The following is a 13,565-nucleotide window of genomic DNA, read 5'->3' as shown; positions in this document are numbered from 1 at the left end:
TACGGCAACACCAACCGGGCCGAAATCCGGTTGATCACCTGTGGCGGCTACAACCCCGCCACCAACCTCTACGACGACAACACCGTCGTCTACGCCCACCTCACCAGCCACCACCCCGCCTAACCACCGGGAGCGCGAGCAGCGGCGAAGAGTTTCCGCCAGTGTGGGCTGTAATTTGCGTCTTGGGCCGCCGGCCTCTCGGCACCGCTGGCATCCGCGGCAGGCAACCATTTGATTACACTTTGATATTATGTCCTGACAGATCCTTGTGCATGTCATACCCGCGTCGTAGCCTTCTACTAGGCTCTTGACCATGGCGATTGAATCGGATCGACCACCGGCCACATGGAGCCGTTCCCTTCCGCACCCCTGGAGGATGCAGTGAAAAAACGCGGCGTGATAGCCTCATTGGCCTTGGTCTCGGCGACAGCCCTTGCGTTGGGAGGGTGTGCCCAAAGCAGTACACAGTCTCCGGCCAACAATGCCAGCGGTGGCGCGGACAAGAGTCTGACCGTGTTCATCAGCGGCGACACGAATGTGCAGGACCTCTGGCAGAAGTCTTTGGTGCCCGCCTTTGTAAAGGCCAATCCGGGCTATTCGGTGCAGGTCAACATCGACCTGCACGGCCAGCACGATTCACAGACCATGGCCAAGCTGACCAGTGCCACGCAGCAGAAAAAGGATCCTGGGTTTGACCTGGTCGACGGCGGTTTCGTCTCCCAGGCCTCCACAGCCGGCCTGCTGACCGAGGTTTCGAGCAGCAACCTCCCGCCGTTGGCCGATTTGCCTCAAAACATCGTGAAGGCGGGGGGCAACGGCGGGATTCCTTACCGGGCCTCCTCAGTTCTGCTGGCCTATAACACTAAGACCGTGTCGAGCCCACCCAAGACACTTGATGATCTGCTGGCTTGGATTAAGGCCAACCCCGGGAAGTTCACCTACAACACGCCCAATTCGGGTGGGTCCGGGCAGTCCTTCGTGACCACGGTGCTGGACAAGTACGTGCCGGCGGCCGACCGGGCAAAGATGGTCACTGGGTATGCCAAGGACCTCGAAAAGGACTGGGACCAAGGTTTTGCGACCCTTGCCGGCCTGAACTCCTCGATGTACCAAAAGGGCGTGTACCCCAACGGAAACAATCAGGTGCTGGAGCTGCTGGCCAGCGGCCAGATTTCCATGGCTCCGGTCTGGTCTGATCAGTTCATCACCGGGCAGAAAACCGGTACAATTCCGGCAAACATTAGCTATACCCAGATTTCCGATCCTTCGTTTACCGGCGGTGCTGCCTATCTGGGCATCCCCAAGAGCTCCGGCCATCAGGACGGCGCCTTGAAACTGGCAAACTGGGTGCTCAGCCCCGAGGCCCAGTCGCTGATGAGCACCAGCCTCGCCGGCTATCCCGTGATTCCCCTCGATAAGCTGCCCCAGGACGTGCAGGATAAGTTCAAGAGCGCAGACATCAACAATCTGCGGCCCACCTACTTCTCCCAGATGACGCAGGACCTGAACAATCTCTGGGCCCAAAAGGTGCCTGGAAAGTAGCGGCGGCCGGAGTGAGCACCACGGCGCAGCAGCGGAAGGCTGTCCCCGGATCCCGGGGACAGCAGCACGGTCCGCGGAAGTCTGCCTCCACAAAGAAGCCCAAGGGCAAAAGAACGTCAAGGCTGTCGCCCCTTGGCTTCGTCCTTGCGCTGCCTCCGATTCTGCTGATCCTGCTCTTTGTTGGTTTTCCGATTGTGCTTGCCGTTGCATTCAGCCTCGGGTTCACCGGTGGCCTGAACTCCGTGGTGGCCACCATAGGGCTCAATGTTCATGAGGCCGACAACTGGTGGGGAACGCTGGCGGCCTATCAGGAGGTGTTTACCAGTTCACGGTTCCAGGCCGATTTGCTGGTCACCGTCGTCGTCACCGCCTTGAGTACGCTCATCGTTTTGTTCATGGCGATGGGCATCGGGTTGTACCTGAAAATGAAGGACGGCCGGATGGCCAAGCTGCTCTCCGGCCTGGCCATTATTCCGCTGTTCATTCCGGTGGTGATCGCCTCTTGGGCCATCCTGACCTTTTATTCGGCCGACGGGTTCCTGCGCAGCGTTTTTGCGCAATTCGGCCTGCAGGGGCCGGTATGGGGTTACACCGCTGTCGCGATCGTCATCGGTTCCGTCTGGACCTCGCTGCCGTTCGCAGTGTTGATGATTTCCTCCGGGCTGCAGGCGATACCAGACGCGATGATCGAAGCGGCGCGGGATGCCGGGGCCAGCTTTCCACGGATCGTCTACTCGATCCTGATGCCGATGGCCTTCGTGCCGATCATCATCGCATCCACCTTCACGGCCATAGGCGTTATCGGCTCGTTCACGGTCCCTTATTTCACCGGGCCCAACGCGCCGAACATGCTGGGTGTGGAACTGACGAACTTCTTTGTCTCCTTCAACCAGCCTCAGCAGTCCGTGGTCATGGCCATCGCCGTCTTCCTGGTGGCCTCGGTGATTGCCGGATTCTACGTGTGGGCGAACTTCCGCAGTGCTAAGGATCAGGGGAGGGTGTGATGGCAGTATCTACGACCATCGCGGCGACCGACTCTGCCGCCCGATTGGGCCGCAGCCGCCCGGTGGTGTCCGCTAACCGGACCAGCGCCATCGTCGGCAAAGTATTGGTCGGGCTCTTCGTTGCGTTCATGTTGCTGTTCATCCTCGGCCCTCTGCTGTGGCTGGGGATTCGCGCGTTCGCCGGCAGTTGGACTTATCCCAACCTTGGTCCGGACTCGTGGACGCTGCACTGGTGGCAAACTGTTTTCAGCGATCATGCCCTTGCCGTCGCGGTGCAGAACTCGTTGTTCTTCGCGCCACTGACAGTGCTGATTTCCGCCGTCGTCTGCCTGCCCGCCGCGTATGCTTTTGCCCGCTATGACTTCTTCGCGCGCAAAACCTTTCTGATCGGGCTCTTCGCCACAAACGCTTTTCCCAAGATGGGTCTGTTTGCCACCATCGCCTCGCTGTTCTACACGCTTAACCTGATTAACACGATTCCGGGGATATTGATCATCCATGTGCTGGGCACCCTGGTCTTCATGACTTGGATCCCGGCCGCCGCCTTCGCTGCCGTGCCGCGAAGCCTCGAAGAGGCCGCCCGCGATGCCGGTGCCTCCAAGTTCCGGGTGTTCTTTTCCGTGACGCTGCCGATGGCGATGCCAGGTATTTTGGTGGCGGTCGTAATGTCCTTCCTGGCTTCCTTTGACGAGGCGCAGGGTACCTACCTCGTCGGCGCACCGGTTTTTTACACCATGCCCACCGAAATGTACACGTTGGTGCTGAATTATCCGAAGCAGGTGGCGGCCGTGTTCTCTATTCTGTTGTCCATCCCATCCGTTGCGCTGATGCTGTTGGCCCGAAAGCATATTATGGGTGGCCAGCTCGCCGAAGGTTTCCAGATCCGATAGGGGTTTTAGCCATGTCCATGCCCAGTGATGCCGTCTCGCCTCCGAGACCTCTATCGCACGGTCGCGCGATGGCGGAGCGGTCGACGGAGGCCACTGACGTTGCTCCCGCTTCCGATGTTGCCGACGTTGCCGACGGTGGCGCAGGATCCGCGGCGCAAGAGGCGGGCGGCTTGCAGGTGCGCGGATTGTCCAAGGTGCTCGGCGGCCGGACGATCATCGACAATCTTGACCTCTCCGTCAGGGAAGGGGAGCTGGTTTCGCTGCTCGGTCCCTCCGGGTGCGGAAAGACCACGACGCTGCGCATGATTGCCGGGTTCCTGGCTCCCGACACCGGAACCATCGCTGTCGCCGGCCAGGATGTTGCACACCTCGGGGCGGAAAAGCGGCCCAGCGCCATGGTGTTTCAAAACTACGCGCTGTGGCCGCATATGACGGTGTTCAAGAACGTCGCCTTCCCGCTGAAGCTTCGCAAGCTGCCGAAAGTGGACATCGCCCGCCGCGTGGATGCCGTTTTGGAACTGGTCAATCTGCTGCATCACAGGGATTCGCGGCCCGGTCGGATTTCCGGCGGCGAGCAGCAGCGTGTCGCGCTGGCCCGGGCCCTGGTGCAGGAGCCGGACCTGCTGCTGCTGGACGAGCCGCTGAGCAACCTCGACGCGAAGCTGCGGGTGAAGGTGCGCGAAGACATCCGGGAAATCCAGCAACGGTTGGGCATCACCACACTGATCGTCACCCACGACCAGGATGAGGCGCTGTCCATTTCGGACCGGATCGCGGTCATGAATGCGGGCAGGATTGAGCAATACAGCACACCGGGGGAGTTGTACGCCCGGCCACGGACGGAGTTCGTCGCGACCTTCATCGGCAGCCTGAACCGGATCGAGGGCAGTTACCGTGATGGCGTTCTTGGATCGGGCAGCGACGTCGTCGGCATTCGTCCCGAAGACGTTGCGTTCTCTGCCACGGCACTGCCCGGCTATCGGCCGGCGACGGTGGAACGGATCGTTCCGCGGGGCCACTTCTCCGAGGTGTACCTGCGACGCGATGATGCGCTGCTGCGAAGCTACCTCGGCGGCGTGGCGCCCGCGCCGGGCGACAGGGGCTATGCGCGGATCAGCAAGGCCATGATTTTCCGCAACGGACTGCTGGTTTCCGGGACCGAAGCAACGGCCGACCAGTGACAGACGGCGGACTGCCAGGCGCCGTCGTCGGCCTTCCCTTGACGGACCCTGGCAGCGGCCCCGTTGAGCCAGCATGGCCGGTGCGCGTCACGGCGCACCGGGGGGATTCCGACCGCTGCCGGGAAAACACCCTGGCCGCCATCGGCTCCGCGATCGCCTCAGGCGCCGATTTTGTCGAAGTCGACGTTCGGCTGACCAGGGATGGACAGGTGGTTCTGCTCCATGACGCCACGTTGGAGCGGCTGTGGGGCCTGCCGCAGGATATCCGGGCCGTGGATTACGCCGACGTGGCGCGGTTGGGCGGCGGAGCGCAGCGGATTCCGCTGCTCAGCGAAGCACTGGAGCTGTTCAAAGCGGCACGCAGCATCCTGCTCATCGACATGGACGAGCCCGGACCGGCCGCGGCGGCTCAGGCTGTGGTGGCCGGGGCGGGTGTCGAGGTTGCATGGTGCGGGGACCTGGCCGGAATGCGGATCATCCGGTCCCTGGACAGTTCGGCGCGCATCTGGCTGCCGTGGGATCAGCGCCGAGCCCCCGGGCTGGACGATCTGGCGGAACTCGAGCCGGAGTATGTGAATACGGAATATGTGCTGCTCAGTTCGGTCATGGTGGACGCCGTCCACGCTGCCGGCGGGAAAGTTTCCTGCTGGACCGTGGACGACGTGGACGCGATGAAATGGGTTCTTAATTTGGGAGTGGATGCAGTGACGACGAACCGACTGACCCTGCTGCAAAGCATCGTGGCATCCGCGCCGGAGAGCACTGCCGGTGCCGAACCGCCGCCCCGGCTGTCTTCGGCGGAGTTGGCCCTGGCCTTCGAAGTGGCCCATGAACTGGGGGAGTGGGCCATCGGGTACACCAGCTCAGCGGACCGCGGCGCAATATCAACGAAGACCAACCCCGCGGACCTGGTCACGGAAGTGGACCTGGCCGTGGAACGTCATGTGCGGGAAGTTATCGCCGCCAGATTCCCGGAACACGGATTCGTGGGGGAGGAAATGGGAGGCACCGCGGCGGCAGGGGTGCCCTGCTGGTATCTTGACCCGGTGGACGGCACCACCAACTTCGCTAACCGGGTGCCTTGGACGGCGTTCTCCCTGGCCCTGGCCATCGACCGGACACCGGTGCTGGGCGTGGTCGCGGATCCCTGGCGCGGCGATCTTTTTGAAGCTGTGGCCGGTTACGGCGCGCGGCTGAACGGTGAGTCGCTCCGGATTCCCGACGATGACCATGCCGGTCGGGATCCCCTCAGCGGCACCGTGGTCGGCACCGAACTGGCTGCCCACTTGGCCTGGCCGGGGATGCTCCCAATGCTCGAAGCGCTCGGGAGCCGGCATGCAACCATGCGAATCATGGGATCGGGGACCATGACGGTGGTGGGCGTTGCGGCTGGACGCGGTGCCGGTGCGGTCATCGGTTCCTTCGGCCCGGTGGATCATCTGGCGGCCCTCCTGATCGTGGCGGAGGCCGGGGGTGTGGTGCTTGACTCCGAGGGTGTGCCCAACCTCTTTCCGTCCACCGGGGGCATTTTGGCGGCGTCCCCGCCGGCGGCGCAGGAACTTTACGAGGTGTGGCGAACTGCCCGGGCGGAAGCCAAGTAGACCATGATGTACGGCTGGCGGGGTATCAGGGCCCGTGCTAGGGTCTCGACTACTCATTCGATCGCCAGGCGGGAGGGAGGCTGGAGCTCGTGTTAGCAGCACCCGCCAGCATCTGGGGAGCGCAAATCCTGGCCCTGGCCCTGGCCTTGGTCCTGTCCACGGCGATCGGCTTCGAGCGGCAGTTGAAAAGCAAGTCCGCCGGCATGCGCACTCATGCCTTGGTGGGTACCGGCGCCGCATTATTCATGGTGATCAGCAAATTCGGTTTTGACGACGTGCTGCTGAAAGACCTGGTGCGCCTTGACCCATCCCGCGTCGCGGCGCAGATCGTCTCCGGGATTGGTTTCATCGGAGCCGGTTTGGTGTTCGTGCGGCGGAACAAGGTGCGGGGGCTGACCACGGCAGCGTCGATCTGGCTCACCGCGGCTGTCGGGACGGCGGCGGGAGCGGGACTTGTCATCCCCGCGGTGTTCGTGACATTGACCCATTTCCTGGTGGCTTACCTTTATCCGTTTATCGTCGCGCGAACCCGATTGGGCAGACTGAACGAACACACCATCCAGGTTCGCTACGTCGACGGCACCGGCGCACTGCGGGTCATCATGCTGGCCTGCACCGAGCTCGGGTTTGCCATCCAGGGTTTCACCACCCGGCACACTGACGAGCAACTGCTGCAGGGCGTCCTCGGCGACAAGTCTCCGGACGCCGAGCCGTCCACGGCCGAGGAAGTCATTGTGGAAGTCGAACTCGAGCTCAATGGAACCAGTCCGGTGAATCTGCTCGCCCACCGGCTGTCCGAAATCGCCAGCGTCCGCGGCCTGTCCATCGATGACGAACCCGAATAGCGCACCTTCAGTTAGGCTCCGCCGGGTGGCCAGATGACTCCGTACACCTATACGCTGGCTAAAAGAACGCTGGGTGACTTCCAGCATCGCCGGAAAATGGCAAAGGACATTGAATGGGTTTTGACCAGTACCATGAACCGCCCGAGGAACTCTCGTCCCAGACGCGGACCTTCGCCCGGATGTGTGCCAACCTGACGGAGGAAGCGGAGGCCATCGGCTGGTACGAGCAGCGGATATCGGTCGAGGCAGACGACGCGGCCCGGGCAATCATGGAAGATTCGCTCGGCGAGGAGTATAAGCATTTTTCCATGGAACTGGAGTACCTGTTCCGTGCCAAACCGCTGTGGCGTGAAACGGCCCGGGGGATCCTGTTCCAGAGCGGCGACATTGTTGTCAACGGCGAAGCGTCCGAGGCCGCCGCCGGTGAAAGCGGAGGCGCCAGCGGACCGCCCGCCGGCGCTCCGGATCCCTCGCTTGGCATCGGCAGCCTGAAGGAGAATACCCAGTGACCATGAACCACCTATTGCGTGAACACGCACCCATCTCCGACGCCGGCTGGAACCTCCTCGACGCCGAAGCCAAACAACGGCTCACCGTAGCGCTCGGTGCCCGGAAAATGGTCGACTTCGCGGGTCCACTGGGCTGGGATTACTCAGCAACCAACCTGGGCCGCACCGAGGCCGTGCAGGAAACTCCGGCCGGGGGCATCACCGCCGCCCGTCGGCGCGTCCTTCCACTGGTGGAGGTGCGGGCTAATTTCACTGTGTCGCGCAGTGAGCTGCTGGATAATGACCGCGGCGCGGCGGATGTGGACCTGCAGGGGCTCGATGAGGCCGCACTCCAGATGGCAAGTACGGAAAATATCGCGGTCTTCCATGGCTGGGAGCGGGGCGGGATCACCGGCATCACCGAGGCGACGCCGCTTCCCACCGTCCCGCGGGTGGAGGACTTCAGCGATTATCCCAAGCGCGTCGCTAAGGCCGTTGCCATGCTGTTGCGCAATGGCATCAGTGGTCCCTTTGGGCTGGCTCTGGGCCCCGGACATTACACCGCTGTCATCGAGGCGGCCGAGCACGGCGGCTATTTGCTCTCCGAACATCTCCGCAATATTCTCGGGGGGCCCATTGTCTGGTCGCCGGGCGTCAGCGGAGCGGTCGTTTTGAGCCTGCGCGGCGGTGACTTCCTGTTCGAATCCGGGCAGGATCTGTCGGTGGGCTACGACCACCATGATGCGGAGACCGTGCATCTGTACATTGAGCAGTCATTCAGCTTCCGCGTCGCGACGGCGGAAGCCGCCGTTTGGCTCACCGGAAGCTGAGGACGACGGCGGAACCGGCCGCCTTTGGGTCTGCCGGAGGAGGCGTGGCGGGAGTCTGTCCGGCCACGCCGAACCTGCTCCCGCCGCAGCCCCCGGGTCTCCTAATGCGACGCGGATCGCAGACAGGTGGTCACCAAAGGTGACCCACGTCGATCACCAGCCGCGACATCCCTCCGGGACCGTCCAGGGTGAAGACCCTGAAGGGCAGACGGGCCCGCACACCCAGCCCTATCGTTGTCACATGCTCAAATGATCCGGCAAAGGCCACCTGACGGAACGTTCTGTATCCATTGACCGGAACAATATCGGTTCGGTTGGCCGGAATGAATGACGGTGCGTGTACGGTGATGTTCAGGTAAGCGCCGCCGCGCAAGGGAACGACGTCCCCTTTAGCCTGCCGGTACACGTGGCTGACATACCTGACGTCGTAACCGGCGTGCTTGCCGTTGATATCCAGTACGAGCCTGTCATAGCAGGGATGCTGGCCGGCCCGGACGCCGACGATCGGCGCACTCGTCTGCCCAGAGCTGGCTTTTGCCAGTGATCCCCAAGTAATCCCACAATACGGAGCAGCCGAGGCAGAGCTCGGCGCCACAAGCCCGAAGCTGGCGAGCAGCACGATGACCGCCAGCCACGAACGTATTTTTTTCATGAAAACAACCCCCTTGGTTGCGTTAGTGATGGATACATGATAGGGGTCTTTTCGGAGGGCTGTCGCCGGGTTGGCCGTGATGCTCCCGAATCGTTACGGCCGCCTGGGTGTCGATTCGACGCCCAACCCGGCGGGCAAAGGCGAAACAGGGTCGGCTTGCATGCACCGAAGCTTAAAAAACAGTAGGGCGGGAGTTTCCTCCCGCCCTACCGCTTCGGTCCTAGGACCTCAAATTACAAAAACTATGCAACCTGGATGTTGACAGCCTGAGGACCCTTGGGTCCCTGCTCGGTCTCAAAGGTGACGACCTGGTTCTCTTCGAGAGAACGGTAGCCACCGGAGTTGATAGCCGAGTAGTGAGCGAAAACATCGGCGCTGCCGTCTTCGGGAGCAATGAATCCAAAGCCCTTTTCGGAGTTAAACCATTTGACGGTACCTGTAGCCATTTTATTCATCCTTCTGTAATTCAGACTCTCCCGACTGCCGGGAGGTCTTAGTCGCGGCGTCATTTTCCGCTTTTACAGAAAAAGCAGCTAGCCCGTTTGGGTTTCGCCGCTTGAAATACAAAATGCGCAACACTACAACTTCCAATAGTCTACATGGATTTCGGGACAGTACCGACCATGCCTCCGGTCGCAGTCCCCTGTTGCCTGGTCTTGGCTGGCAGCGGCGGTGGCGCAGCAAGCGCCCATGGTCGGAATCTGAAAACGGCAGAGGGAGCACCAATGGCTTGGGCTCAGGCAGAAAAGAATGAATTGATCAGCACCTTTCGGAGCACGGATCCGGATGCAGCCACCCTTGACGCAGGCTGGAATGCCCGGCGGCTGTTGGCCCATCTGGTTCTACGTGAGCAGACGCCGTGGCTGATGGTGGCGGATTCGATCCGTAAGCCGGTGCCGGGTCGGGAACGGCATCTGGGTAAGTTGGTCAACTCTGCCAGGAGCCCGGACGGATACAGAGCCCTCATCGCGCGGTTTGCCTCGGGGCCATCGGCGTTGTCAGCGCTGTCCTGGTTGGGAGACTCCGCCTTTCTGCTGGAATACGTCATCCATCACGAAGATATCCGCCGCAGCGGTGCAGGACGGCCGCCCCGCGCGCTGCCCGTCGGAAAGCAGGAGGCAATCTGGCGGCAACTGCCACTGATGGCGCGCATGGGATATCGAAAATGTCCGGTAGGGGTTGAGATCGCGCGTACTGGGGGCGCCGGCCGCCTGATCCACAAGGGCAGGGACGCGGTTCGGATCGAGGGCGATCCGGTGGAGCTGGCGCTGCATGCCATGGGCCGACGGCCGGCCGCTGATGTCCGCGTCAGTGGAAAACCCGCTTCCATCGCGCGTTTCCAGCAGTGGTCCGCTGGCTGATTTGGCGCCCAACGGCTGAACGGAAAAATCCGTAGACACCTCCGCTGTGCGGGTGTAGCTTGATGCCTATCCCGGCACCAGCCGGTCACAATCAAATAATCATTCGCATGGGGCGCAGGGGACTTTCGTTGGGGGGACCTCTGTGGCTGTCCGCCCTCCGCCGCGGCGGGAGGCACTTGGTCTCGCTCAAACCACACGATTCGAAGTGGAGCAGCCATGAAGAAATTATCATCGTTGGGTATCGCGGCCATCGCCGTCGCTGCCCTCATCGGGGCAGGCACCAGCCCCGCCCAGGCGGACGACGTCGCCCACCACCACCATGTAACAACTCCGACCGTGCTCGCCAAGGGGCTGGTGACCCCACTGCGGCTCGCCGCAAACGGTGACGGCTCCGTGGTGGTGGCGCAGGAGTTTGCCGGAATGCTGACAAGAGTTGCCCGCAACGGTGCCAAAACCACTATTTACTCGGCGCCCGGCTGGGACGTCGGCGGTGTTTCCATCAGTGATGGCAAAACGTATTTCGTGCAGAGTCAGGGTGCCGGTGGGATGGATGGGAAGCCGCTGGCGGGATTCCTGAAGTCAATTGATAAGCACGGAAAAGTCCGCCAGATTGCCAACATCGCCGCCTACATTAAAGCTGCGAGGCCGGGGAAGAACGTCACGTTCGGATTCCGCGATTTGAAGGCGACGTGTTTGGCGCAGGTTCCGGCGCAGATCCCGGGTTCGTACAAGCAGGAACTGGACTCTCATCCCTACGCCACGGACGAGCACGACGGTACGATTTACATCGCCGATGCGGGAGCCAACGCAATTCTGAAGGTCAATGAGTGGACTGGGCATGTCTCCACGGCAGCCTTGCTGCCAGGACGGCCAATCGCCATTACCAAGGCGCTGGCTGCAGGCATGCACCTGCCCACCTGCGCCATTGGGCACAAGTACTATCTCGAACCTGTGCCAACCGACGTTCAGCGTGGTCATGACGGCTGGCTTTACGTCACGTCTCTGCCAGGGGGTCCCGAGGACGGCAGCCTGGGTGCCAACGGTTCGGTTTTCAAGGTCAATCCATGGAACGGGCAGGTTCGGGTAGTGGCCCGGCACCTTGCCGGGGCGTCGGGTCTTGCCCTGGCCCGCAACGGTGACATCTATGTTGCCGAGCTGTTTGCGGGCCGGATCTCAGTGATCCGCCATTGCTCAGATGACGCCAGGCCGTTCCTGGCCGTCAAGGCGCCCGGTGATGTGGAAATTAGGGGCGGGACCTTATACGCCACCATTGCGGTGGTGGATCCGACTAATCCAGCTGCCCCGCCGGCCGGTCAAGTGATCAAGGTGTCGCTGGAGAGGTAGTCCGGCAGCTGCCTCCCTAATCCGGTGCCTGGGCATCGGTCTCTACCGGAGGCCATCAACGCCGAAGCCCCCGGTGCGTTCCTGCAGCGCGCCGGGGGCTTCCACCGTGGTCGTTAAAAAGGAGCCAGCATGCAGTTCGAGGACCGAACCGTGGTGGTTATAGGATCGGGAAGCGGCATCGGCGCCCAGACGGTCCGGCGCTTCGCGCACTTATACCCGGGCACAAAAAAACCCCGGAAAACCGGGGTTTTTTAGTGCGCGGAAAGGGACTTGAACCCTCACCCCGTTTCCAGGACTAGCACCTCAAGCTAGCGCGTCTGCCATTCCGCCACCCGCGCAGTGGTAATTTCAGCATCCGAATCCGGTGTTCACACCGGTCCCGAAACTGAAAAAAGCAACAGGAAAAACGATAGCACGTCCTGGCCGTCAACCTTGAATCGGCCGCTGCGGGCCATCCGGACGGGCTGGACCGGCGCTGTAGGCTGGGCTGGTACCCGGATCATGAAGGAGAATGCCGTGAATGTTGTCAGGCCGGAAGACGAAGTTGTGGGAATCTGCCAGGAGCTGATCCGGATTGACACCACAAACTTCGGAGACAATAAGGGTCCAGGTGAACGGAAGGCAGCAGAGTACACCGCGGCCCTCATCGAAGAAGTCGGGCTGGAAACCACCGTCTTCGAGGCAGCCCCCGGCCGCACCAGCGTGGTCGCACGAATGTCCGGGCAGGATCCAAGCAAGGGCGCCCTGATTCTCCATGGACACCTGGATGTTGTGCCCGCGCTAAAGGATGACTGGACCGTGGATCCCTTCGGCGGCGAGGAAAAAGACGGACTCATCTGGGGCCGCGGTGCCGTGGACATGAAGGACATGGACGCGATGATCCTCTCCGTCCTCCGGGGCTTCGCCCGAACGGGACGTAAGCCGCAGCGGGACATTATTTTTGCATTTTTTGCCGACGAGGAGGCCGGTGGCGACTATGGCGCTTCCTGGGCGGTGGACAACAAACCGGAACTCTTTGCCGGGGCCACTGAGGCCATTTCCGAGGTGGGCGGTTTCTCGGCCGAGATTGGTGGCAAGCGCGCTTATCTGCTGCAGACCGCTGAAAAGGGTTTGGCCTGGCTGCGGCTGACGGCCCATGGCCGGGCCGGGCATGGCTCGCAGATCAATACGGACAATGCGGTCACCCGTCTGGCCGGCGCAGTGACGCGCATCGGCGAGTACCAGTGGCCGATCGAATACACCCCCACCACGCGCCAGTTCCTGGAAGGCGTATCGGAGCTGACCGGCGTTGAATTCGACGAAGGCAATCCGGAAAGCCTGCTTCGGGAGCTCGGTACCGTGGCGCGCTTTGTGGGCGCGACGCTGCAGAACACGGCCAATCCAACCCTGCTCAAGAGCGGTTACAAGCACAACGTCATTCCCGGCACGGCCGAGGCGCTGATCGACGTCCGGACATTGCCCGGCCAGCAGGAGCTGGTGCTGGAAATTATTCGGGAGCTGGCGGGCAGCGGCATCGACATCAGTCATGACCATCAGGATGTTTCGCTGGAGGTTCCGTTCGCCGGCAACCTGGTGGATTCGATGATCGACGCACTTCGCGCCGAGGATCCGGGCGCCGCGGTTCTGCCTTACACCCTTTCCGGCGGCACGGATAACAAGTCCCTGAGCCGGTTGGGCATCACCGGCTATGGTTTTGCACCGCTGCAGCTGCCGCCGGAGCTCGATTTCACCGGAATGTTCCATGGCGTGGACGAGCGCGTTCCCACCGAGTCCCTGAAGTTCGGTGCACGCGTGCTTGACCGGCTGCTGTCCAATTACTGAGGCGCC

13 protein-coding genes and 1 tRNA gene are annotated in these 13,565 nt (G+C 62.1%); 11 read left to right on the top strand and 3 right to left on the bottom strand.

The features are described from left to right. Window positions 1–381: 381 nt before the first annotated feature. From IV498_RS13835 to IV498_RS13800, 8 genes are all read left to right on the top strand, one after another. On the top strand, window positions 382–1,542 hold the full coding sequence (locus tag IV498_RS13835; protein ID WP_269047502.1) for an extracellular solute-binding protein: 1,161 nt from the start codon (window positions 382–384) through the stop codon (window positions 1,540–1,542). 11 nt (window positions 1,543–1,553) lie between these two features. Next, complete coding sequence (locus IV498_RS13830; RefSeq protein ID WP_269047501.1) at window positions 1,554–2,546, top strand: ABC transporter permease; 993 nt, start codon at window positions 1,554–1,556, stop codon at window positions 2,544–2,546. Continuing rightward, the gene (locus tag IV498_RS13825) at window positions 2,546–3,436 is read left to right on the top strand and encodes an ABC transporter permease (protein ID WP_269047500.1); all 891 of its coding nucleotides are present in this window, start codon (window positions 2,546–2,548) and stop codon (window positions 3,434–3,436) included. Before IV498_RS13830 ends, IV498_RS13825 begins: the two co-directional genes overlap by 1 nt. A 68-nt stretch (window positions 3,437–3,504) precedes the next feature. Then, window positions 3,505–4,617, top strand: a complete 1,113-nt coding sequence (locus IV498_RS13820) for an ABC transporter ATP-binding protein (RefSeq protein WP_269047499.1) — start codon at window positions 3,505–3,507, stop codon at window positions 4,615–4,617. Then, the gene (locus IV498_RS13815) at window positions 4,614–6,218 is read left to right on the top strand and encodes an inositol monophosphatase family protein (protein WP_269047497.1); all 1,605 of its coding nucleotides are present in this window, start codon (window positions 4,614–4,616) and stop codon (window positions 6,216–6,218) included. Before IV498_RS13820 ends, IV498_RS13815 begins: the two co-directional genes overlap by 4 nt. 89 nt (window positions 6,219–6,307) lie before the next feature. Next, the gene (locus IV498_RS13810; protein WP_269047495.1) at window positions 6,308–7,063 is read left to right on the top strand and encodes an MgtC/SapB family protein; all 756 of its coding nucleotides are present in this window, start codon (window positions 6,308–6,310) and stop codon (window positions 7,061–7,063) included. Window positions 7,064–7,176: 113 nt separating this feature from the next. Continuing rightward, entirely contained in the window at window positions 7,177–7,572 is a 396-nt protein-coding gene (locus IV498_RS13805) for a ferritin family protein (RefSeq protein ID WP_269047493.1), read from the top strand. Between the two features lie 2 nt (window positions 7,573–7,574). Further along, window positions 7,575–8,381: a family 1 encapsulin nanocompartment shell protein gene (locus IV498_RS13800; protein ID WP_269047506.1), complete on the top strand. Its 807-nt coding sequence runs from the start codon at window positions 7,575–7,577 to the stop codon at window positions 8,379–8,381. A 130-nt stretch (window positions 8,382–8,511) separates the two neighbouring features. On the opposite strand, the gene IV498_RS13795 is transcribed toward IV498_RS13800, so the two are convergent. Further along, entirely contained in the window at window positions 8,512–9,033 is a 522-nt protein-coding gene (locus IV498_RS13795) for an AMIN-like domain-containing (lipo)protein (RefSeq protein ID WP_269047492.1), read from the bottom strand. Window positions 9,034–9,275: 242 nt separating this feature from the next. After that, the gene (locus IV498_RS13790; RefSeq protein ID WP_269047490.1) at window positions 9,276–9,479 is read right to left on the bottom strand and encodes a cold-shock protein; all 204 of its coding nucleotides are present in this window, start codon (window positions 9,477–9,479) and stop codon (window positions 9,276–9,278) included. A 279-nt stretch (window positions 9,480–9,758) separates the two neighbouring features. On the opposite strand from IV498_RS13790, the gene IV498_RS13785 reads away from it, so the two are divergent. Continuing rightward, window positions 9,759–10,394: a TIGR03085 family metal-binding protein gene (locus IV498_RS13785; protein WP_269047488.1), complete on the top strand. Its 636-nt coding sequence runs from the start codon at window positions 9,759–9,761 to the stop codon at window positions 10,392–10,394. A gap of 216 nt (window positions 10,395–10,610) precedes the next feature. Then, entirely contained in the window at window positions 10,611–11,738 is a 1,128-nt protein-coding gene (locus IV498_RS13780) for a ScyD/ScyE family protein (RefSeq protein WP_269047486.1), read from the top strand. Window positions 11,739–11,993: 255 nt separating this feature from the next. Here IV498_RS13780 and IV498_RS13775 read toward each other — a convergent pair. Further along, window positions 11,994–12,076 (bottom strand) — tRNA-Leu (locus IV498_RS13775). Between the two features lie 163 nt (window positions 12,077–12,239). On the opposite strand from IV498_RS13775, the gene IV498_RS13770 reads away from it, so the two are divergent. Further along, a complete protein-coding gene (locus tag IV498_RS13770; protein ID WP_442951354.1) occupies window positions 12,240–13,559 on the top strand; it encodes a M20/M25/M40 family metallo-hydrolase in 1,320 nt (439 codons plus the stop codon). The last annotated feature ends 6 nt before the right edge of the window (window positions 13,560–13,565 follow it).

Origin of the sequence: Paenarthrobacter sp. Z7-10, from assembly GCF_026932795.1 — a bacterium.
In the GTDB taxonomy this organism is placed as follows: Bacteria; Actinomycetota; Actinomycetes; order Actinomycetales; family Micrococcaceae; genus Arthrobacter_M.
The sequence above is the reverse complement of the archived record's forward strand: the minus strand, read 5'-3'. Positions and strand labels throughout refer to the sequence as shown.